Raw genomic sequence first — 19,508 nt, forward strand, 5'->3', positions numbered from 1 at the left:
CATCATACATTTATAGATAAGAGGGGAATTTAAAATGGCTATTGAAAAGAAGAATGAAGCAGCAGTTGCAACAAAAGGTGAACTAACATTTGACGACAAAGTTATTCAAAAAATTGTCGGTAATGCAATTGAAAAAGTACCTGGTCTATTAGGCGTTGACGGTGGTTTTGTAACAAATATCAAAAATAAGATTGTTAATAGTGACAACCCAACTGATGGTATTGATGTTGAAGTTGGTAAAGAACAAGTTGCTGTTGATTTAAACATTGTTATGGCATACGGACATAATGCACATGATGTATACAATGCATTGGTCCAAGCAATTACTAAGCAAGTTAAAGATACAACAAGCTTGGCATTAGTAGAACTGAATGTTGAAGTTGTTGATATTCAAACAACAAAGGAATTTGAGAATTCACAAACAACACTACAAGATCGTGTCACTGACGCAGGTAGTGTTGTCAAGGAAAAAACATCTAATGGTGTTGAGAGTGTAAAGTCTTCAACTGCTAACATGGTATCTGATGACGAACGTGTGAAGTAGTAGTTTGCGATATAAGTTAATATAAAATATAGCTCGTGAATCTGGTAGTTTTGCCAGATTCACGAGCTTTTAATATGCATCAGCCATTAATTTTGTTGTAACTATTTTTAGGCACTCATTCTGATTTTAATGATAAAATTTGGTGCGGGCATGCGAAAGTTTATTTGACAAAGTTACTGTTATTCAGTATAGTTTGAACAAATCAGTTCGGAGGGTTCATTATGATTCAATCAATGTTTAACGTGATTAATAACTGCTGTCAAACATCGCACTTTTGGCGATGTTTGGCCTTTTAGCGTTGATATTTTTTGAGGAATAATGACCTTAAAAATGCAATGTCTGTTAAAGGCATGAACTAAACAAAGGGTGCGAAAATTCATTTGAGTTTTCGCACCCTTTTTCTATCTAAATGATGTTTAAGAAGGATAATATTATGTTAATAAAAGCTGTTTCAGAACTTATCGGTCATACGCCGCTTATTGATTTACACATTAATGTGCCACGTCACAGTCACATTTATGCAAAACTGGAAATGTTTAACCCTGGTGGAAGTATCAAGGACCGCTTGGGACAATATCTTATTCAAGATGCCATTAATCAACACCAAATTACCAAGGATACAACGATTATTGAACCCACTGCAGGTAATACAGGTATTGGTGTTGCTTTAGCTGCGCAGAGTTATCAACTACCGACCATTTTAGTTGTACCAGAAAAATTTAGCTATGAAAAACAAATTCTTATGAAGGCATTAGGTGCTACCCTCATCAACACACCCAGTGATCAGGGAATTCGTGGTGCCATCGAAAAAGCTGAGCAACTTGCGTCTGAGATTCCTAATAGCTTCGTCCCAATGCAATTTCAGAACCCGGCTAATCCAGCAACTTACTATCATACATTGGCACCGGAATTACTTAACGACATTGATCATCCGATTGATGCTTTTGTTGCTGGAGCAGGTAGTGGCGGCACATTTGCAGGCATTGCTAAATACCTGACAGAACAAAATCCTCATACCAAAACAGTTGTTGTTGAACCAGAAGGGTCTATTTTAAATGGTGGACCAGCGCATTCTCATCGAACCGAAGGAATTGGTGTTGAATTTATTCCGCCATTTTTTAAAGAAGTTCCCATAGATGAAATCTTAACCATCTCAGATGCCGATGCATTTAAACAAGTTAAAGAAATGGCAGCTTCGCAAGGATTATTCATTGGCAGTTCAAGTGGTGCAGCGCTGGCAGCTAGTTTAAGAATTGCTGAAAGTTTACCCGATAATAGCCATATCGTTACTATTTTTCCGGACAGCAGCGAACGGTATATGAGCGAACATATTTATGAATCATAAAACACAAATAGGTAGGGGATAATCATGAAATTTGGCACAAAATTATTATGTGGTGGAGTCAGTTAAGACAGTTATGCTCGTTTAGGTGTCCAAATTTGGGGCGCTTTTGAAAAAATGAATGCTGATGCTAAAACGGAAATTAAAAAGCAAAAGAAGCAGATATTAGTTAGCGTAAAAGGAAAAAGGAACCTACTGGTTAGCTTAGAAAATAGAATTAATTCTTAGGAAAAGGGAGAATCATGTTTCAAACAGCGCGTTCAATTTTAAATCGTGATCCTGCAGCTCACAGTCTTTTAGAAGTAGTGATGACTTATCCAGGGATTAGGGCTTTATTTTGGTATCGAATCGCGCACTTTTTAGTATTAAGGCGATTCTTTATAATAGCCAATTTACTCAGTCAGCATGCGACCCATACCACAGGAATAACCATTTCACCCCAAGCTAGAATTGGTAAGCGGTTGTTTATTGATCATGGGGTTGGGGTTGTTATTGGAGCAACCGCAATTATTGAAGATGACGTTACCATTTTACATGGTGTTACGCTTGGTGCTAGAAAATCAATTACGGATGCACGGCATCCTCACATTAAACAGGGGGCTTTTATTGGCGCTAACGCTCAGATATTAGGTCATATCAGCGTGGGCGCTTTCAGTAAAATTGGAGCTGGATCTGTTGTCTTAGTTGACGTTCCTGATAAAACAACAGCAGTTGGTAATCCAGCCAGAATTGTTGAGAAAAAGTAGAAGAAGGTTATTTCAATTAGCTTTTTAAGTAAAATGAAATATTTCATGATAGTGATATGAGGAGATAACTTGGAAAAAAACGCTGATTTTAAATTGGGCAATACATTTTAAACTTTTCACGGACAAACCAAAGATAAACAATAGTGTAACCGCTCGTGTACTAAGTAGTAAGAAGAAGGTTAGAAACTATTTTTACATTGGTACTTGCCGTAGCTTCATAGCAGCTAACTCGGATTCACTATCTAATTATTATAATGGAAGTAAGTGTAGTTATATCGTATTTAAGCTCGAGTTCATTCCCACTCGTCAATCACGACTGGTGGGAATTTTTTGTACATTTATTTCAGGTAACGTAGCCAAAACATGTAATACCAATTAAATTTTAGCAGTAAATAAAAGACCTGTTAAGTAACGTGCTTAACAGGCCTTAAAATAAAAAAACTTAAAATAAATTTGCCACTAATTTGGCACTAACATCAACACAAATACCTTTATATCAACGTTTATAGTGCCTATAAAATGGAGCCGAGGGGAGTTGATTAACACCCTTGAAACGTTGATATAAAGGCATTTAACTTTAATAATTACACATTAAAATACACATTAGTTTAAAAGTTTACCAGTGACGTAAATACATCCGCTGTTTTTGCCTTATCACTTTCAGTCAGTCCACTATAAACTGACAATGTTGTTTGTACATCATCATGGCCGAGCTGATATTGTAGTTGCTTGATATTCATCCCCGCTTGAATTGCTAAGGTGGCATAAGTATGGCGGAAACCATGAACTTTTATTCTAGGTAGTCCAGCCTGTTCAGCTATTCTAATCAACCACAAACGCAGTTTATTGACGTTCTGATAGCCTTTTAAGTCGTCATTAGTAAATACTATACCAGTTGACTGTAAACCGTTAGCAAGCGTTAATTTAGCTTGTATGGCTTGCCAGTGGCGGAGAATTGCCAGCGTATTACTATCGACTTTAACATCACGTTTACCTGCTTTAGTCTTAGGTGGGTGGATAACATCTTTTACGCCCGCACTAGTGACGAGGTTTTTAGTGATATGAATCAACTTATTTTTGTAATCAACATCCGACCATTCAAGGGCTAATAATTCGCCGCGTCGCATACCAGTAAAAGCCAACATACGAAATAGAGTATAAATTCTATACCTATTATCGTCAGTACCATATAACTGTTTTGCACTACTCATGAACTGGTTAAGTTGTTCAACAGTATAAAAATCTAGTCTATCCGTAAAAATAGGGGATGGTTTTGCTTTTGGTTTAATAATCTTATCGAATGGACTTATTTCAATTAGATCCATAACAACACATTGTTCAAGTGTCCGTTTAAATGGCATAAGGTTTTTATTGTAATCATGCACAACAGTACTTAATTTATTTACAAATTGCTGTAAAATTGTAGGGGTAATCTCATCCACATAGCTATCCTTAAACCAATCAGTGGTTAATACATGGTTAATCATGAAACGATTTGTTTTATTAAACGTTGTATCAGCTACTTTAGGTTTATAAGTGGCTAACCACATCTCATAGGCATCAACTAGTAACATTTTTTCTTGTTGCTGTTTATGATTAGCTAAAATTTCATCAATCTCATCGAGGGTTTTACGTTCCCACTTTTTCGCAAGGGTTAGGGATGTGAAGCCCTTTTTATTTTTCTCACGGCGTTTACCATCATTATCACTATAAGAAACACGCACGTTATATGTTCTGTTTTTTTGCTTTTTAATACTCATAAAATTAAACACTTTCTATACGGGACTACCACATCGAGCGTATATGTATGGTTTATTTTGAGTATCAAATTCATAGCGCAGATTTGCGCCACGAAAATTATTTAATTGGTGGACCAGATTTGGACCGTGCTATTTTACTATGGGCATCCCCACAAGTGGGGACGAATTAAAACGTGGCGTTATACCAGATTGACACAAGTGTCAACGGCTTAACTAACTTACATAACCATTTGAATTAGTAATAGTACGGCTACAATAACAGCTAATGAACCTTGTTTGAAGAAGATTGCTTTATTTCCTGATGAAAAAGCACCATATAGAGCAACCAAAATAATGTAAAACATAATGGCTAACAAAGTACCGTTGTAATTTTGCGTGAAAATCAATAGATATAGTATGGCAATACCGATAAGACCGTTATAGATACCTTGATTTTTAAGCAAGGTGTTTACTTTTTCACTTTCTAGGTCTTCTTTTGACAAGCTAAATGTTTTAGCGGTACGAGATGACTTAGTAGAAAATGTTTCCAAATACATAATAAAAAAGAATTCCAAAGCCACAAGGGTACTTAAAGCGATAATTAATAAATTCATTTATAGATCCTTTCAGCTTTTAACGTGGTTCAGTTTTGCACGTAAAGGCTATTTTAAAGCCTGTAAGCCTGTTTTATTAGTTTCTGACAATGGTTGTATATTCATTTGCGAGAGTGGCGTTATATCCGATTGAGACAAGCGCTTTGCATTAGTCTTAGATAAACCTGTCCAATACATAAGATTATCCTTTCATAGCCGAGATTTAGGCCGTGAGATTTTAGTAATAGTCACGCACCTTCTTCAAATATGCACTCAATTCTGCACTGACCGTTGTTGAATCGTCATTTAAAACATCCTTCAAAGCTGATATAGCAGCAGTAACTTTGTCACGCTTTAGAGTCGATAAATTGTCTTGCACTAAATTCAGATAGTAAACAAGTTCAAACTCATTTTTGTAAGTAATATTATATTTTTCATCTTCATCAATATCATCATCACGTTGAGCAAGTTTAGTTAATGTTCGAGAGTAAAGATTTTTATCTATAACCTCTGGTATATTTGAAAACTGTTTCGAATATTTTAAGGTATCGGAAAGCATAATTTTTATTATCATTTCTAACGTATCAGAATCGCTTATTTCCTGATCATTAGCATAAGCGATAAGTTTCTTATCGTTTAAACTTAGATGTTTTATGAATTCAATTTTTTCTTCATTGTTTTCTATTGAAGCAATCTTATTAATCAAGTCGTTAGCGTTCTCATAATCTGTTACACCTTGCAAATAACCAATATCAACATCAAAGTAATCGGCTAGTTTTTGCCACATAGCAAGTTTGGGCTCACGGTCTCCACGTTCATAGTTTGAATAAGTATTAACAGGAATACCTGTTTGTAGGCTAACTTCTTTTTGGGTTAGCTTTTTTTCTAATCTGACTTCCTTAAGACGGTTAGTCATTTTGTTACCTCCTGTTTGGTTAAAATTCTTATTAATATTACAAATAATTATATCATAACCCCCCAAAATGAAAAGTTTATAATGCAAGACATGGAACCCCAAAACGAAAAGATATTAAAGGAGGCAGAAAACAATGCAATCAATGATAACAGAGCAACAACAAACCGCACTAATTAAAAAACAGGCAATTAATCGCCTGACGCGTTCCCAATTGGCAACTAATCTAAATTTATCACGACCAACAATTAAGGACGTGTTAGACAAAAAAGCGCCGTTTGCTGTTCATAGTAAGACATTCACAGCAGTTAATAACTATTTGCTAGAAGATTTGTAAACACAAAAAAGCCCCACCATGGCTAAATGGTAGGGCAAAAATCTAATTACAGATCACACGACATGTAACGGAGGTTAATTATAACATGAAGAATTTAGTATTTGTACACGATATGAAGAGTGAACCATATACAACAGTGAGCGTACTTACAACACACACAAAGACATCAAGACATGCGGTTATGCAATTAATTAATAATCATATGAATGAACTTAAAGAGTTTGGGAATATGGCATTTGAGATGCGTAAATTAAACGGGCGTGGACGACCTAAAAAAGAATGGCATTTGAATGAGCCACAAGCAACTTTACTAATGACAATGCTAGATAACACACCAGTAGTTACTGAATTTAAAGTTAATCTTGTTAAAGCATTCTATGAGTTGCGTGAAGAGGTGGCTAATTAACGGGTTTTGCTAGAACGCAATAAGCAAATTAACAAAGATTTAGGGCAAGTGATCCATGAGTATTTGCCTGATAATCAATACGCCTATTCAAATTATCACACGTTGGCATATATGGCTGTTACAGGTTTGACACCAAAGAAGCTAAGAAATATGTACCACGTTGCAAATGCACAAGAGGCGCTAACCAATGAACAACTTGATGAGTTTGAGCGAGTGAAGCAAGCAATCGCCAGTTTAATCATGATTGGTCAGACGTATAAAGCGATTAAACAAGCTATCTCAATTTAAATGAAAGGGGATGACAAAAATGGGTACAGTTACAGCATTCTTTATAGAAATCAGTATCACATTAGCAATACTATTTGTGATTGACCGCATAGCCGACCACCTTATTACGAAGAAGTACGGTTATTACATTGAAGATAACGACCTAGATTTAATCTAGGGTGCGACCTGAACACGTCACTAAACTGTTTGGTAAATCTTTTGGTTAGTATCAAAAAAATAACAATCGGGACTACCACACCGAAACCAAAAGAAAAGCCATTGTCAGCAACCTAATCAGGTATTAACTCACAATGGCTTAACAAATTGTAGCAATATTCTCAAGAAAAAAGGAGTGAACCTTTATGACTAATACTATTTTAACAGATTATCCCGCATTAGTGGGTGCAGTACAACTAATTGCTGATAGGTTAGAAACCAAAGACAACGGGCGTCAATGGATGAACAAGCAACAAGCACAAGTCTATGTAAATTTGGGCAAGCAGGCGTTCCAAAAGTTGGTTGATGACAAGGTTATCCCAGTACATTCACTTGATTCGCATGGACTAGCACGTCTAGAACGATACAATCGAGATGAATTAGATCAGGCTATGAAGAGTTTAACTTAAGCATGGGGGATGAAATGAAAATTACAGCATAAAAAAACAGCTACAAAAAATTGTAACTGATAGTTTCTAAAATCATATATTTGAAAGTTTGGCGACCCGATAATATATGAAATCAATTAACAACTCTCTCTCAAAGAAAGGTTTATTTACATTATGAACAATCAAAGCGGAATGAGCAACAGATTTAAATTATTGGCTAAATTAAAGGAAATGCACGAGCTAGGTGTTTCAGCGCATTTTACTAAAGAAATTCTTGATTCAAAAGCCATATATGTAGTGAGTAGAAAATTAATAATCGCATCATCATCAATATCGGAAGAAGAGTTATTACAATTTATTGATAACGTGGTGGCGAAACATGTATAAGAACAAAATAGCGCAAATGGCAATTAATAAGTTAAGTGAAACAACAAGGGATAACAATCGCTATCGGTATTTTATTGATGTAGGAGTTGCGAAATGATTTATCTAACTAACGGTTTACTGAACAAGCAATATACACAATTAGATGATTTGCCAGATTTTGACCACCTTGTGAAAGCCACAAAGACTCCACAAGAGGCGCTAAACATGACTGATGAACAATTAGCAGAGTATAAGTCAAGTAGCGTGACATACGCCTTATATGGGGCTGTAAATGGACGGCAGAGGCGTGATGACGTGCTTAATCGTAGCGTGTTGTTTATTGATATTGATGATGAAAGTGATTATCAAACATTAAGCAATCGACTAGCCAATTTATTTACCGCGTTGGGAATTAATTTCGTTATCTATCCAACCATAAGTAACGGCATCAAAGACGGTGCTAGGTTGCGTGTTGGTATCGAATTGGATAAGGCGGTAGAGTTAGAAGCATACAAAAAGATTTGGTTAGTTATCACGCATCAATTGCACGTTAAAGGCGATATAACAGCGATTAATAACAGTTTTAAACAATTACAAGGCTTATACGTGAAGACGTCACAGAATGCTTTAAATGAGCCGATAATCACAACTGACGGCGCAGGGTTGCCAGTCGATAAGTTTGTTTCCATATACGATAAAAACGCAGGCGAGTATCAATTGAAAAAGGCGCATGAACCAAGGGAGAACATTGCCACTAATGGCAACGTACCAAGGTGGGCAAGAAAAAATACGGCAATCATTGCGTGCCTGTTAGATCCAGAACAAAGCTATCAAGAATTTGGTGGTTGGGATAATATGCTGACGGCAGTAGGTGGCTGGACGTACCGAGAAACGCACGGCGATAAGCGAGCTACCGTTAATACAGTGGCATCCGTTAATAGTAAAGGTAGTGTACCAATTAGTGAACAAGAATTAAAAATCAAAATCAAGTCATGGTTCAGGGGGTGGACGTATTGAACGAGTTGTTTAACGAAGAAGAATTGAAAGAAATTTCAGATAATAATCAAATTAATCAAGGTAAGCCAGCGCAAGTTATTTATTGGGAAAGGCGTAAGGGAATTGAACAGCGTTTACAAGAAGATGAGGCAGATACAGCACAATTGCTTGATGAGCTTAAGGACGTTAGCCCGAAATGGTTGGGGCATAGTTTCTACAAAGGCAAATTACATCATCTAATTGACTCTGAAAAGTTTCTAAAGCGCATTTCTGAACGAATTCATGTGATTGTTACGGATAAGAACCCACTAGGCTATCACTACACAGGGAAATATTGGCAGTCTTATACCAAAGCCAGTCAAATAACACAAGCCGTTAAAAATGAAGTGATATTTGAGCTTAGTGATTGGCTGATTTATGAAAAGGTTAGCAATGGCGATTTGAGTAAAATTTACGCATATATGTATGCTTACATGCTAGAACCTAAAGCCGTTAAATTCGATAATCAAGAATTAGTTAATTTTAAGAATGGCACGCTTAATTTAACCACATTTGAAATGAAACCATTTGATAAAAAAGACTATCTAACCACTATGTTGCCGACTGACGTGGTCTTTAAAAATAATGATGGCGGGCTGATTAAAGAGTATGCACGTCACCTATTAGGGGATGAGGAAAAGATATTGTCCGAATGGTTTGGTTATATGTTTTTCAAGGATGCCAGTGACATCAATGCCATTGTCTTCATGCAGGGAGTTGGCGGTAATGGTAAGAGTACGCTGTTAAAAACTTTATTAGAGTCATTTGGCGATTTTGGTAGCTCAATTGCATTTTCCCAACTATCTGGTAAAGATAGCGACCGTTTTGTAAATCAGCTATCAACATCTTATGCTAACATTCTGACTGAAAGCGATGCACAAATTAACAATGACGGTATGACGTTGATTAAAAAAATATCATCAGGAGATCCAATTACGGCGAACCCTAAAGGAAAGGACACGTTCACTTATACACCGAGAGCAAAGTTTCTTATATCAGTTAATTACCGCTTACCAGTGTTTGAGGATAGTAAAGAATACCAACGGCGATTGGTGTTATTGTCGGCTGATGCACAATCGATAGACACAATGCCCGATGACAAACGCACGGCATTTTTAGAAAAGTTTGATAAAGATAAATTAAAGCGGGCATTACCTGAATATATTGGTTATGCCATCAAGTTTGCTAAACAGGCCATGTTGAATAAGCAACTTAGTTTATTACCTAGCACGAAAGCTAGAATTGCCGATTGGCTGAAGAGTGATGATTATATTAGCCAATTCATTGATGAGTGTTTAGTTGAAATCACTGGTACAAATGGTGCGACAGTTAAATATGTGTACGACCAATTCCGACCATTCATGATTGAACAAGGGTTTGGCGATATGGATATTATTTCATTTACACAGTTTAGAAATGCTTTATTGAGTAAAGGGATAGCCATTACAAGTTACTCAAGTAAAGGTATTGAAGAAGACCGAGAATGCGTGAACGATTTTGACAGCAATAAAAAGAACAGACTAAAGGGGTATGGCATCAATAAATTTTCTTAAAAAAGAAGTAATAGCTTCAAAACGGGAGTAATTTACCCCTAGTTTACTCCACATAAAAAATGCTAAAAAGCCTAACTTAACAATGTTTTTAAGTGTTTCACTCCTTTTACTCCCTAAATATTAAGTTTGTAATTGTATAGGTTATATAGCAGATGACACGTTACATGCGTCGCACCTGAACTCAAAAAAAAGGGAGTAATGGAGTAAGAAAAACGGAATGTTATTAAATGGGCATTTGTAGATGGTTTATTAAAAATACAAGAGGAGTAATTACTCCCTATAAAAAACATGGTCAGAATACAGGAGACAAAATAGATGAGATACGAACAATATAGTGAAGATGCAACACTTGAGCATTTCGACAGGTGGACGGACACAGTAGGCAAACAATTGGACAGAATCACGGATCCAGTACTAAAAGATACCTTGTATGAGTTACTACACGCCACATTGAATTATGTGGATAGGTTATTAGAACTAGCTAAGCAGAAATCATTTGAAATGAATGAACATTTGGATGAGTACAGCGGTTCTGATTTAACAGATGTCTTAGAGATGAATATTATGTTGTACGAACTAATCAAGATGAAAGCATAAATAATATAGGAAAGACTATCTAAATCTTAGGTAGTCTTTTTTTGTTGGCAGATACTTGTATAACTAAATAGACAGTAAAGGTGTTATACTACTAGTGTAGTTAATATTTTATCCTTAGGAGGAACTAATTATGATTTGGTCTATAATCGTAGGAGCTATTATTGGAGCGATCGCAGGAGCTATTACAAACCGTGGTGAAGCCATGGGTTGGATTTCTAATATACTTGCTGGTTTAGTTGGTTCAGCTATTGGACAAGCTGTATTAGGACATTGGGGACCGAGCCTAGCAGGAATGGCAATTATTCCGTCTATCATTGGAGCAGTTGTATTAGTACTTATTATTTCAGCAATCTTTGGAATGAAAAAGGGTTAATAATATTCATTATAGGTAGCAGTCATTAGATTGTTACCTTTTTATTTTGCACTGAAAAGGGGTAATGAGATGAAATTATAAAAAAACACCATCTTTAATGATGGTGTAAGTTACTAATTATTTATCGTTAATGCCATCTGTAAAACCTTTAATAAAATCAGGAATATTTGTCATAAAGAATAGGATAACCGTTGATACAACGAAAATAATTGTCCATACTTTTTGAGACTTTGTAAATGTTTTAAATAATGGCTTTAAAACAATAAAAGTACCAATAGCGGAAATGAACATAACAACTTCTAATATATTAATAATAATTTCAAACATAACCTGCCTCCAAATTAGTTATCAAAAGTATAGCATGGATAAATTATACAAAGGAGTACAACATGAATAAAAACTTAATGGACAAGATGATTAAGAGTAACGATATTAACCGTGGAAAGTATACATATGTTTATGGCGGTGATGAATTAGCTGAGATAGTTACCAGAGGTCAGTTGAAAGAAAACTTGATGAAAATGTTTTAAAGCATGCAAAGCGTGAGTGGTGGATAAAAGTTTTGTCGAAGTGAAAAAATATTTTACGAAATTTTAAAAATACCCCCGCCCCTGAGCGAGTAGAGATAACCGAATATCAAGAGTTGCCACCTTTCACACAGACTGCATTTATAAATATTTTTCAAATATCATAAAAAATGGTGGTTAGATGATATACTTAGATTTGAAGCGTTGAGAAACGCACTCTATGAGCTTTTTCATATAAGTTATGAGCAATCGTACTTGTAAAAGGCAAACGGGTTAGGGCGTGACCTTTCTGCCACTTTTGGCAGAATTAACTAAACCTTACTTACGTTCACTATCGAAATTTCAACAACGATAACTTAACTATTTTCATGGCGGAATTTTCCGCAGTGAGAACATAAAGCGCACCATTTCCACCTTTAACGGATGTACCTCCAAGTACGTCCAAAAAGTCTAAACCTTTAACATACAAGAGAACTTATTATAAAGTGGTATTGATTTTACAAGTGTGAAAACGTTTACGGTTGTGAACCAACCATTTACTAAAAAAAAAGACGTTATATAAATGTATCTTATGAGAAATAGTAGGAAAACGTCGCCACATGTGGCGATGCAGAAAATATATTTTAACGGGCTAAGTTCAACATAGGACGTGAACTTTCTACTATGCAATTGCCGTATAAATAATTTGTTTGAAGTACTTTAAAATGAAAAAGAAGCATTATTGAAACGGAGTTTAATTTATGAAATATGAAAGTACAAATACTATAATAAAAGCAATAGCTGTTTCCATTGTCATAATATTGTTGGGTGGTCTATCGGCGCTTAGCGTGCAGTGGATAAATGGAATAGGTATAAGCAGTATATACAAGACAATCACCTTACCAATTTTATCGCCACCGGGTTGGGTCTTTGGTCCAGTTTGGACGATTCTTTATATTTTTATTGGAATCTATATAGCAAATTTGAGTTATCTAAAGTACGATAAAATTAAATTATCTGTATTAACGTATTTTCAATTGTTTTTAAATCTAATATGGACAACGGTGTTTTTTGGATATTCTAATTATGGACTGGCATCACTAATGATTTTTGTAATGGATATATCAGTTATATTAATATTGGTTAATGATCATCGGAAAATAAAGTGGATACTAATCCCTTATTTGGTTTGGATAATATTTGCATCTTATTTATCTATCAGTGTTTATTTTTTAAACAAATAGAGGCAAACGTGTAATTACATAATAGGTAACTTTAAACCACGAGTAATTTTACTTATGGTTTTTTTAGTGCGCTTAAAATTAAGGAACATTTGATGAATCAATATTAAAAGGAAGTAATGATTAGCGTGTTTCTTAATGCTATACGTTGTATAATATTAAAAGAAATATTTTTATATGAGGTAAGGGGCGGACGTATGAAATTAGCACAAAAAGTTATTAAAGAATATTTTAATGGGTGGTTGGATGCATCTATAGAACTTTCAAAATCTGAACTTAAATACTTTCCTGATAGGCCTACCGATTGCTTACGTATGTTTGAATCAGCAAAGGAAGCAGTAGACTTTGCACTAAATAAGCTAGGGCCAACCATACTAAAGGCTGTAATAATGCACGAAAAAGACAACATGCCATGGCAACAAATTAGTGATGCATTGGGTATCAAAAAGTATCTATTGGTAACGTATAAGAGTCGTTTAATTGCTGACGTACAGAAAGAATTAGAGAACTAGTCATGGCTGATAAAATTGATAAGATGCTGAGCGATTACTTTACAGGTAACTTGGATGTTGATATTAAAATGCGCAAGCTAGAACTTAGTTATCATAGCAATGATGATGAAAACATTGGAGGTGGTCGGATGCAAAATAATATCGTCCGTGGGGCGGAAATAACAATGCAGAAACTAGATGATGATTATATGTTAATGCGCTTAACGTACATAAAAGAAGTGATTGGTATGATGTTCGACACGCAAACGGAAACTGTCCAAAAGATTATTCAAGAACGTTATGGTCGTAAGAAAAGCTGGTTAGCTGTTTCTATGATTGTACATATAGATGAACGTTCAGCAAGGGAGAGACGCAATGAATTCAAAGCGTTGATTAAGTCGCCACTGGAGGCAGTGTAATGGTAGATAAGTTATATCACATTGTGGAAAGTCGATAACAACACTTAAAAAGTTTGGGGCTTGTAACCATAAAAATGTATCGAAATGAGCAAAAAATGGTTACAAAGCGCAGTGTGTCGGTAGTGACATCAGTGACACCACCTAGTGACATGTCTGACACCACCCTGGTGACATCAGTGTCACGTATAATAGATCAATTAATAGATCAATTGAATATACTAATGCACTGGAGTCTGACTTTGAAAAACTTTGGAAATTGTACCCGAATAAAAAAGGTAAAGACTTAGCATTTAAAGCTTACCAAAAAGCAATTAAAGCCGGTGCCACTAATAAGGATATTCAAAACGGTATCGTTGGTTTGAAAAAGAAAATACTAATTACTGCCTATCGAGCAACAAAATCATCAATAGCATGAGAAGCCATATAATGGCTTGTAAGCCGTTTTAGCGTCCTTTTGGGGAATTAGTCGAATAGCGTTAGAAAATAGCTGGTATTTTAAACAACATGTTGAATAAATGGGGGTTGTCCAATTTAGGTTAGCGCAATTTTACGAAGACCCTGAGAAGAAACATAATAGTTTGTAAGCCGTTTTAGAGTCCTTTGGGGAATTAGTCTAATAATGTTAGAAACGAGCTTAAATTTTATACAACATGTTGAATAAATTGTTGTTGCCTAATTTAGGACAACTGTTTAAATGTTTCCGCCATAATTGGCGGAACAACCTAATAAAACCTAAGTATTTTCCCCACAAGTGGAGAATGAACAGTTTTCATAATGAGTTTAAGGTAGTAGTCGAAAATACGCCCTGTCAGCGGTTAATAAGTAAACAGCACTATGCCAGTCACTTACAAGCATCCGCCAAATTAAGGTAACTGTAAAACGCAGACCCCTTATATTTTCGCAACGAATTGCGAATGTGATGGGTGTAGATTTAATCGACATCCCCGAAAAAAGCGCAAAATAAAACGCCGTTCAGCAAGTGAACAGCGACACATTTGCACGGTGGATAGTCCCGTATTATTTGCTTGTCAGAAATACACATCAAAATACACATTAAGCATAATTTCAACGATATTTCACGGAATTACATAACTTTCAGCTGTGTAATTAAATGTGTATCAAACCTTGTTATATCAACGAAAACGTTGATATGTAGGTGTTTATAGCACCTCACTATGGAGCCGAGGGGAGTTGAACCCCTGTCCTAACATCTTGCAACCGATACATCTACGTTCATAGCAAAACAATTTAAAATTCGCTAATCGCACGCTGTTTTGCTAAGCGATCGAATTAGTTAGTCTGATTATCCTCTTCTAAATTGCCCCAGACGGAGAGAATTTAGCGCAGGTTGTTCATTTTTAGACTTATAGTAGCACACAACTAATACAACTATAAGCAACGCTAGCTGGTTTTTAGGCAGCTAATGCGTAATTATTGTTTGAATTTTTTGCAGTTAATTCTACTGAGTGGATTATAGGGCCACAACCCCTAAACGCAGTACCGGCCCAAACAATGCCAGTCGATTCCGTAACGACCCCGTTAAACAATTAATTATAGCAAATATTTAGTTGTTTAACAACTAGAAAGTTTATAACGAAGTGACAATAACATTCGCATTTTTAGTTTATAAAAAAGTTGTTTATTGTATTTAGTTCGTGTATAATTTGTTTTTGGTGGTTAAGATTAAATTAAAACAATAAAAAAGCGAACGTTTATTTTAGGAGTTTATTAATATGGAAATTACAACTGTTTTTGATTATGAAGATATTCAATTAATCCCCAATAAATGTATTATTGATAGTCGTTCAGAAGCAGATGCTTCGGTAACGCTAGGTAATCATACATTTAAAATACCTGTAGTTCCTGCAAATATGCAGACAGTTATTGATGATGAATTGGCTATGAAGTTAGCAAAAGATGGTTATTTTTATGTCATGCACCGATTTAATCCAGAAACACGTTTGGATTTTGTGCAGAAGTTTCATGAAGCAGGCCAAATTGCATCAATTTCTGTTGGGGTTAAGCAAGAAGAATATGAATTTATTGATCAATTAAAAGCTGCAGATTTAACTCCTGAGTATATTACGATTGATATTGCACATGGTCATGCTGATTCAGTGATTGAAATGATTAAGTACATTAAAAAGGCGTTGCCAGAATCTTTTGTCATTGCTGGTAATGTTGCAACTCCTGAGGCAGTCCGTGATTTGGAAAATGCTGGTGCTGATGCAACTAAGGTTGGGGTTGGGCCTGGGAAAGCCTGCATTACTAAATTAAAGACTGGTTTTGGAACTGGTGGTTGGCAATTGGCAGCCCTTCGTTTGTGCGCGAAGGCTGCTAAGAAGCCAATTATTGCAGATGGTGGTATTCGCTATAATGGTGATATAGCTAAGTCAGTACGCTTTGGAGCAACAATGGTAATGATTGGTTCATTATTTGCTGGGCATTCTGAAACGCCAGGAGATATTGTAGAAGTAGATGGAGCAAAGTATAAGACATATTTTGGTTCAGCTTCTCAATTTCAAAAGGGTGAATACAAAAATGTTGAAGGTAAGAAGTTGTTAGTACCATATCGTGGTGCTATCAAAGATACACTTGTCGAGATGGAACAAGATTTACAATCATCAATTTCATATGCAGGTGGTCGTCAATTGGCTGATTTGCGGTACGTGGATTATGTCATTGTTAAAAATTCAATTGTGAACGGTGATTCATACTAATTTCGAAAGGCACTTCGCTTGAAGTGTCTTTTTTACTATAAGGGGTGCATGGTAGCCTAAAATTAGGTATCATATGGTGTATATACTATTGAAGGGAGTTGTACATGAATATTTTGCAAAGATGGTTAATCAATAGTTTTGATTGGCAGGCTATTGGGCTCGCTTTAATAATTCTAATTATAACGATTATTATAACGAAAGGGGTTGTTACCCCGTTATTTGGACAAATTGAAAAACGTGTATCAAAACGGTTCTCAATTTGGCGAGATATTTTAAAAGCATTTGAACGACCTGTGAAGATTGCAATTTTATTTGCTGGAATTGTCTGGGCTCTACATGTTGCGCATGCGCCACGACCTATTTTGCATTACGCTAATGATATTAATAAATCAGTTTTAATTTTTAGTGTTGGTTATGGTATTTATACTTTAATGGCATCATTAGCCGATTTACTTAGGTATTTTGGTACGAAAGTTCATATTGAAGTTGATTCTATTGTGATGCCGTTTTTAAAACGAACATTACAATTTATTGTGATGGCTTTGACTGTGACGATGATTTTATCTGACTGGGGCATTAATGTTAATGGTGTTTTTGCAGGATTAGGATTAGCAGGATTAGCTGTTTCAATGGCAGCTCAAGATCCAATTAAAAACCTATTGGGTGGTATCATTATTATCACTGAGAAGCCGTTTCAAATTGGTGATAATATCGAATCACCTTCAGTAGCTGGGGTTGCAGAAGACATCACTTTCCGGTCAACATTAATTCGAACTTTAGATGGCGCGCTAGTAATTGTTCCTAATGCAACATTATCAAATGAGCCGATTACAAATTGGTCACGAGTTGTTACTAGAAAAATAGGGTTAACATTTTATTTAGCTTTAGATACTACAACTAAAGAAATTATTGCAGCATCAGAGGATACGATGGCAAAATTAGCACAAAATGATCATTTTGTCGAAGACTCGGCGTCAGCATCGATTAGTCAAGTGCTACCTGAGGGATATGAATTTGATGTTAGTGTTATGCTGAAAATGGCAGCTGATACTGATTTTGCAAGTGAACGAGCAGATGTAAACATGGCAGTCATGCGTATTTTAGCAGAGCATGATATCCAATTAGCAGTTACTAACTGGCCGATACAAAAATCGTAATTGACTTAGTTTTTAGAAACGGGTATAGTTTTATACAACAAAATATTGCTTTTTTAATTGTCAGACGAGAGCTGGCTAAGGAGCGCGTAAAAAGAGATAAGTATACTTAATCGCGCCATTGTTATGGTGCGATTTTTTTTAATTAATACAAGGAGAAAAAAAGTGGCAAAAGAGTTTGGTCAAATTCAAGCTATTGGCAAAAATCAGCGGACGATGTCGAATTGGGATATGTTTGCAACGTGGATTGGGGCTAATGCAAACAATGGAACTTGGTATATCGGTGGGGTAATTGCGGCAGCAGGTATGTATACAGCTTCAACGACATTAATTGCGACAGGGATAATGTCATACATATTTTTAGCGTTAGCATCATATATGGGTTACAAAACAGGATTACCAATGATGACCCTAACACGCGCCTCTTTTGGATTGAAAGGATCGTTTGGACCGTCGATTATTAATCTGGTTCAATTCATTGGTTGGGCAGCAGCAAATACCTTTATTGCAGCTATTTCTATATCTGTTATTTTTAAAGATTTATTTAATTGGACATCATACGCTGATGGCGGCAAGACTGGGTTAGTTGTTGGAATTGTTATCATGTCATTACTGCATTTAGCATCAATTTCATTAGGCGAAAAATCAGTCCGTATGATTGAACGTGTAGGAATTTTATTGGTTATCGTTTTTGTGATTTGGGAAGCAATTGTTGTTTTTCAACATGTTTCTTTAGATCAAATTTTTGAGTGGCAACCACCTAAGTCTGTACGTATTTCATCAGGAGAAGCTGTTGATATATTGGCAGCTTTTAACTTGGCTTGGGTAACTGCCTCATCAGACTTTTCACGTTTTGCTAAGAAGAAGTCAGGGGGCACCGGGTGGTCATTCTTGGGTGCTAATGTTGGTTTATTTAGTTTTGCTTTTATTGGTTTGTTAGCAACTATTGGTACAGCGGTTATGAATCAATCGTTTGATCCTAATGATTCAGATCCTTCTACAATAGCTTCTAAATTGGGATTAGGTATTATTGCACTATTAGTTATAGTGATTACATCAACAACGGCTAATGCTGTGAATCTAATGGCTGCTGGTTCAGCATTGACGAATATGTGGCATAAGTTAAAGCTAACGCCAGCATTATGGATTGTAACGCTAATAGCAACATTGGTATCATTTATTCCACTGTTATTTGCAACATTCCTAGATGCTTTTACTGTGTTTTTGGATTATATTGGTATGTTCTTAGGACCCGAAATAGCAGTATTCTTAGTAGATTATTATATTATTCGTAAAGGACAATATGAAATTAGTGAGATAACGAAGGTTTCAGGTAAGTATTGGTATCATGGTGGTGTAAATTGGCTTGCCATTGCATCGTGGGCGATTGGTATCATGTTATATTTCAGTTTGAAATCAGTCTTTTGGGTTAGTCAAACCATTGGTGTTACTTTTGTGACGATGCTTCTTTCTGGCCTTATCTATTATGTTTTGACAAAAGTGTTTGGTAAATATGTAAAATAATAGATTTTTTTCGTACAATATATTTGAGGACTATAAA

At 35.6% G+C, this 19,508-nt stretch carries 25 protein-coding genes and 1 other RNA gene; 20 read left to right on the forward strand and 6 right to left on the reverse strand.

The annotated features are described in order from the left end of the window. Nucleotides 1-34 precede the first annotated feature (34 nt). The 3 genes from G7Y65_RS07525 to epsC all read left to right on the forward strand — a co-directional run bounded on the left by G7Y65_RS07525 (nucleotide 35) and on the right by epsC (nucleotide 2,632). Entirely contained in the window at nucleotides 35-544 is a 510-nt protein-coding gene (locus tag G7Y65_RS07525) for an Asp23/Gls24 family envelope stress response protein (RefSeq protein WP_137600797.1), read from the forward strand. A 433-nt stretch (nucleotides 545-977) separates the two neighbouring features. Then, nucleotides 978-1,889, forward strand: a complete 912-nt coding sequence (locus tag G7Y65_RS07530) for a PLP-dependent cysteine synthase family protein (protein ID WP_141926970.1) — start codon at nucleotides 978-980, stop codon at nucleotides 1,887-1,889. A 239-nt stretch (nucleotides 1,890-2,128) separates the two neighbouring features. Continuing rightward, the gene (epsC, locus tag G7Y65_RS07535; RefSeq protein ID WP_141926528.1) at nucleotides 2,129-2,632 is read left to right on the forward strand and encodes a serine O-acetyltransferase EpsC; all 504 of its coding nucleotides are present in this window, start codon (nucleotides 2,129-2,131) and stop codon (nucleotides 2,630-2,632) included. 608 nt (nucleotides 2,633-3,240) lie between these two features. Here the strand turns inward: epsC and G7Y65_RS07540 are convergent. Next, a complete protein-coding gene (locus tag G7Y65_RS07540; RefSeq protein ID WP_081839321.1) occupies nucleotides 3,241-4,392 on the reverse strand; it encodes a site-specific integrase in 1,152 nt (383 codons plus the stop codon). 47 nt (nucleotides 4,393-4,439) lie between these two features. Here G7Y65_RS07540 and G7Y65_RS09465 point away from each other — a divergent pair, with 47 nt between their 5' ends. Next, nucleotides 4,440-4,562 carry a hypothetical protein gene (locus G7Y65_RS09465; RefSeq protein WP_269317153.1) on the forward strand — a complete coding sequence of 41 codons (123 nt, stop codon included), beginning with the start codon at nucleotides 4,440-4,442 and terminating at the stop codon, nucleotides 4,560-4,562. Between the two features lie 48 nt (nucleotides 4,563-4,610). Here the strand turns inward: G7Y65_RS09465 and G7Y65_RS07545 are convergent, their stop codons facing one another. From G7Y65_RS07545 to G7Y65_RS07550, 3 genes are read right to left on the reverse strand one after another with little or no spacing between them, the layout of a single operon-like run. After that, nucleotides 4,611-4,985, reverse strand: coding sequence for a DUF1304 domain-containing protein (locus G7Y65_RS07545; RefSeq protein WP_042493656.1), 375 nt, complete (start codon nucleotides 4,983-4,985; stop codon nucleotides 4,611-4,613). Between the two features lie 48 nt (nucleotides 4,986-5,033). Then, nucleotides 5,034-5,162: a hypothetical protein gene (locus G7Y65_RS09470; RefSeq protein ID WP_269317155.1), complete on the reverse strand. Its 129-nt coding sequence runs from the start codon at nucleotides 5,160-5,162 to the stop codon at nucleotides 5,034-5,036. Between the two features lie 40 nt (nucleotides 5,163-5,202). Next, a complete protein-coding gene (locus G7Y65_RS07550) occupies nucleotides 5,203-5,880 on the reverse strand; it encodes a helix-turn-helix domain-containing protein (RefSeq protein ID WP_165314771.1) in 678 nt (225 codons plus the stop codon). A 133-nt stretch (nucleotides 5,881-6,013) separates the two neighbouring features. Between G7Y65_RS07550 and G7Y65_RS07555 the strand changes: the two genes are divergently transcribed. From G7Y65_RS07555 to G7Y65_RS07590, 8 genes are all read left to right on the forward strand, one after another. Then, entirely contained in the window at nucleotides 6,014-6,214 is a 201-nt protein-coding gene (locus tag G7Y65_RS07555) for a hypothetical protein (RefSeq protein ID WP_042493658.1), read from the forward strand. An 85-nt stretch (nucleotides 6,215-6,299) separates the two neighbouring features. Further along, entirely contained in the window at nucleotides 6,300-6,620 is a 321-nt protein-coding gene (locus tag G7Y65_RS07560) for a Rha family transcriptional regulator (protein ID WP_042493775.1), read from the forward strand. 6 nt (nucleotides 6,621-6,626) lie between these two features. Next, on the forward strand, nucleotides 6,627-6,908 hold the full coding sequence (locus tag G7Y65_RS07565; protein WP_165314772.1) for a hypothetical protein: 282 nt from the start codon (nucleotides 6,627-6,629) through the stop codon (nucleotides 6,906-6,908). Nucleotides 6,909-7,249: 341 nt separating this feature from the next. Beyond that, complete coding sequence (locus G7Y65_RS07570; RefSeq protein ID WP_141926534.1) at nucleotides 7,250-7,513, forward strand: hypothetical protein; 264 nt, start codon at nucleotides 7,250-7,252, stop codon at nucleotides 7,511-7,513. Nucleotides 7,514-7,972: 459 nt separating this feature from the next. Further along, nucleotides 7,973-8,875 (forward strand): hypothetical protein, encoded by a 903-nt coding sequence (locus tag G7Y65_RS07575; RefSeq protein ID WP_165314773.1) that lies wholly within the window; start codon nucleotides 7,973-7,975, stop codon nucleotides 8,873-8,875. Beyond that, on the forward strand, nucleotides 8,872-10,446 hold the full coding sequence (locus tag G7Y65_RS07580; protein ID WP_165314774.1) for a DUF5906 domain-containing protein: 1,575 nt from the start codon (nucleotides 8,872-8,874) through the stop codon (nucleotides 10,444-10,446). Before G7Y65_RS07575 ends, G7Y65_RS07580 begins: the two co-directional genes overlap by 4 nt. 315 nt (nucleotides 10,447-10,761) lie before the next feature. Then, nucleotides 10,762-11,043 (forward strand): hypothetical protein, encoded by a 282-nt coding sequence (locus G7Y65_RS07585; protein ID WP_165314775.1) that lies wholly within the window; start codon nucleotides 10,762-10,764, stop codon nucleotides 11,041-11,043. A gap of 130 nt (nucleotides 11,044-11,173) precedes the next feature. Further along, the gene (locus tag G7Y65_RS07590; protein WP_042493665.1) at nucleotides 11,174-11,416 is read left to right on the forward strand and encodes a GlsB/YeaQ/YmgE family stress response membrane protein; all 243 of its coding nucleotides are present in this window, start codon (nucleotides 11,174-11,176) and stop codon (nucleotides 11,414-11,416) included. Between the two features lie 117 nt (nucleotides 11,417-11,533). On the opposite strand, the gene G7Y65_RS07595 is transcribed toward G7Y65_RS07590, so the two are convergent. After that, nucleotides 11,534-11,743, reverse strand: coding sequence for a hypothetical protein (locus tag G7Y65_RS07595; protein ID WP_042493667.1), 210 nt, complete (start codon nucleotides 11,741-11,743; stop codon nucleotides 11,534-11,536). Nucleotides 11,744-11,805: 62 nt separating this feature from the next. On the opposite strand from G7Y65_RS07595, the gene G7Y65_RS07600 reads away from it, so the two are divergent. The 5 genes from G7Y65_RS07600 (at nucleotide 11,806) to G7Y65_RS07620 (ending at nucleotide 14,488) form a co-directional block, all read left to right on the forward strand. After that, nucleotides 11,806-11,946, forward strand: coding sequence for a hypothetical protein (locus G7Y65_RS07600; RefSeq protein WP_155982516.1), 141 nt, complete (start codon nucleotides 11,806-11,808; stop codon nucleotides 11,944-11,946). A gap of 737 nt (nucleotides 11,947-12,683) precedes the next feature. After that, entirely contained in the window at nucleotides 12,684-13,166 is a 483-nt protein-coding gene (locus tag G7Y65_RS07605) for a TspO/MBR family protein (protein WP_042493669.1), read from the forward strand. Between the two features lie 194 nt (nucleotides 13,167-13,360). Next, nucleotides 13,361-13,675: a hypothetical protein gene (locus tag G7Y65_RS07610; protein WP_155982517.1), complete on the forward strand. Its 315-nt coding sequence runs from the start codon at nucleotides 13,361-13,363 to the stop codon at nucleotides 13,673-13,675. Nucleotides 13,676-13,677: 2 nt separating this feature from the next. After that, a complete protein-coding gene (locus tag G7Y65_RS07615) occupies nucleotides 13,678-14,073 on the forward strand; it encodes a DUF722 domain-containing protein (protein ID WP_042493671.1) in 396 nt (131 codons plus the stop codon). 226 nt (nucleotides 14,074-14,299) lie between these two features. Beyond that, complete coding sequence (locus G7Y65_RS07620; RefSeq protein WP_503827300.1) at nucleotides 14,300-14,488, forward strand: LvrA C-terminal domain-related protein; 189 nt, start codon at nucleotides 14,300-14,302, stop codon at nucleotides 14,486-14,488. 758 nt (nucleotides 14,489-15,246) lie between these two features. Here G7Y65_RS07620 and ssrA read toward each other — a convergent pair. After that, nucleotides 15,247-15,611, reverse strand: a transfer-messenger RNA (tmRNA) gene (gene ssrA, locus G7Y65_RS07625). A gap of 195 nt (nucleotides 15,612-15,806) precedes the next feature. Between ssrA and G7Y65_RS07630 the strand changes: the two genes are divergently transcribed. The 3 genes from G7Y65_RS07630 (at nucleotide 15,807) to G7Y65_RS07640 (ending at nucleotide 19,471) form a co-directional block, all read left to right on the forward strand. After that, a complete protein-coding gene (locus G7Y65_RS07630) occupies nucleotides 15,807-16,793 on the forward strand; it encodes a GMP reductase (RefSeq protein WP_042493672.1) in 987 nt (328 codons plus the stop codon). Between the two features lie 104 nt (nucleotides 16,794-16,897). Continuing rightward, a complete protein-coding gene (locus G7Y65_RS07635) occupies nucleotides 16,898-17,950 on the forward strand; it encodes a mechanosensitive ion channel family protein (RefSeq protein WP_137600798.1) in 1,053 nt (350 codons plus the stop codon). Between the two features lie 123 nt (nucleotides 17,951-18,073). Further along, nucleotides 18,074-19,471, forward strand: a complete 1,398-nt coding sequence (locus G7Y65_RS07640) for a cytosine permease (RefSeq protein ID WP_042493675.1) — start codon at nucleotides 18,074-18,076, stop codon at nucleotides 19,469-19,471. Nucleotides 19,472-19,508 lie beyond the last annotated feature (37 nt).

This window comes from Weissella sagaensis (assembly GCF_010306265.1).
In the GTDB taxonomy this organism is placed as follows: domain Bacteria; phylum Bacillota; class Bacilli; order Lactobacillales; family Lactobacillaceae; genus Weissella; species Weissella sagaensis.

Bases quoted from the DNA above. Each gene is read 5' to 3' on its own strand.
- G7Y65_RS07640 (WP_042493675.1), top strand. From the start codon at position 18,074: ATGGTGCGATTTTTTTTAATTAATACAAGGAGAAAAAAAGTGGCAAAA.
- G7Y65_RS09470 (WP_269317155.1), bottom strand. From the start codon at position 5,162: ATGTATTGGACAGGTTTATCTAAGACTAATGCAAAGCGCTTGTCTCAA.
- G7Y65_RS07615 (WP_042493671.1), top strand. From the start codon at position 13,678: ATGGCTGATAAAATTGATAAGATGCTGAGCGATTACTTTACAGGTAAC.
- G7Y65_RS07600 (WP_155982516.1), top strand. From the start codon at position 11,806: ATGAATAAAAACTTAATGGACAAGATGATTAAGAGTAACGATATTAAC.
- G7Y65_RS07630 (WP_042493672.1), top strand. From the start codon at position 15,807: ATGGAAATTACAACTGTTTTTGATTATGAAGATATTCAATTAATCCCC.
- G7Y65_RS07540 (WP_081839321.1), bottom strand. From the start codon at position 4,392: ATGAGTATTAAAAAGCAAAAAAACAGAACATATAACGTGCGTGTTTCT.
- G7Y65_RS07585 (WP_165314775.1), top strand. From the start codon at position 10,762: ATGAGATACGAACAATATAGTGAAGATGCAACACTTGAGCATTTCGAC.
- G7Y65_RS07610 (WP_155982517.1), top strand. From the start codon at position 13,361: ATGAAATTAGCACAAAAAGTTATTAAAGAATATTTTAATGGGTGGTTG.
- G7Y65_RS07545 (WP_042493656.1), bottom strand. From the start codon at position 4,985: ATGAATTTATTAATTATCGCTTTAAGTACCCTTGTGGCTTTGGAATTC.
- G7Y65_RS07560 (WP_042493775.1), top strand. From the start codon at position 6,300: ATGAAGAATTTAGTATTTGTACACGATATGAAGAGTGAACCATATACA.
- G7Y65_RS07575 (WP_165314773.1), top strand. From the start codon at position 7,973: ATGATTTATCTAACTAACGGTTTACTGAACAAGCAATATACACAATTA.
- G7Y65_RS07525 (WP_137600797.1), top strand. From the start codon at position 35: ATGGCTATTGAAAAGAAGAATGAAGCAGCAGTTGCAACAAAAGGTGAA.
- G7Y65_RS07530 (WP_141926970.1), top strand. From the start codon at position 978: ATGTTAATAAAAGCTGTTTCAGAACTTATCGGTCATACGCCGCTTATT.
- G7Y65_RS07555 (WP_042493658.1), top strand. From the start codon at position 6,014: ATGCAATCAATGATAACAGAGCAACAACAAACCGCACTAATTAAAAAA.
- G7Y65_RS07570 (WP_141926534.1), top strand. From the start codon at position 7,250: ATGACTAATACTATTTTAACAGATTATCCCGCATTAGTGGGTGCAGTA.
- G7Y65_RS07595 (WP_042493667.1), bottom strand. From the start codon at position 11,743: ATGTTTGAAATTATTATTAATATATTAGAAGTTGTTATGTTCATTTCC.
- epsC (WP_141926528.1), top strand. From the start codon at position 2,129: ATGTTTCAAACAGCGCGTTCAATTTTAAATCGTGATCCTGCAGCTCAC.
- G7Y65_RS09465 (WP_269317153.1), top strand. From the start codon at position 4,440: ATGGTTTATTTTGAGTATCAAATTCATAGCGCAGATTTGCGCCACGAA.
- G7Y65_RS07590 (WP_042493665.1), top strand. From the start codon at position 11,174: ATGATTTGGTCTATAATCGTAGGAGCTATTATTGGAGCGATCGCAGGA.
- G7Y65_RS07635 (WP_137600798.1), top strand. From the start codon at position 16,898: ATGAATATTTTGCAAAGATGGTTAATCAATAGTTTTGATTGGCAGGCT.
- G7Y65_RS07605 (WP_042493669.1), top strand. From the start codon at position 12,684: ATGAAATATGAAAGTACAAATACTATAATAAAAGCAATAGCTGTTTCC.
- G7Y65_RS07550 (WP_165314771.1), bottom strand. From the start codon at position 5,880: ATGACTAACCGTCTTAAGGAAGTCAGATTAGAAAAAAAGCTAACCCAA.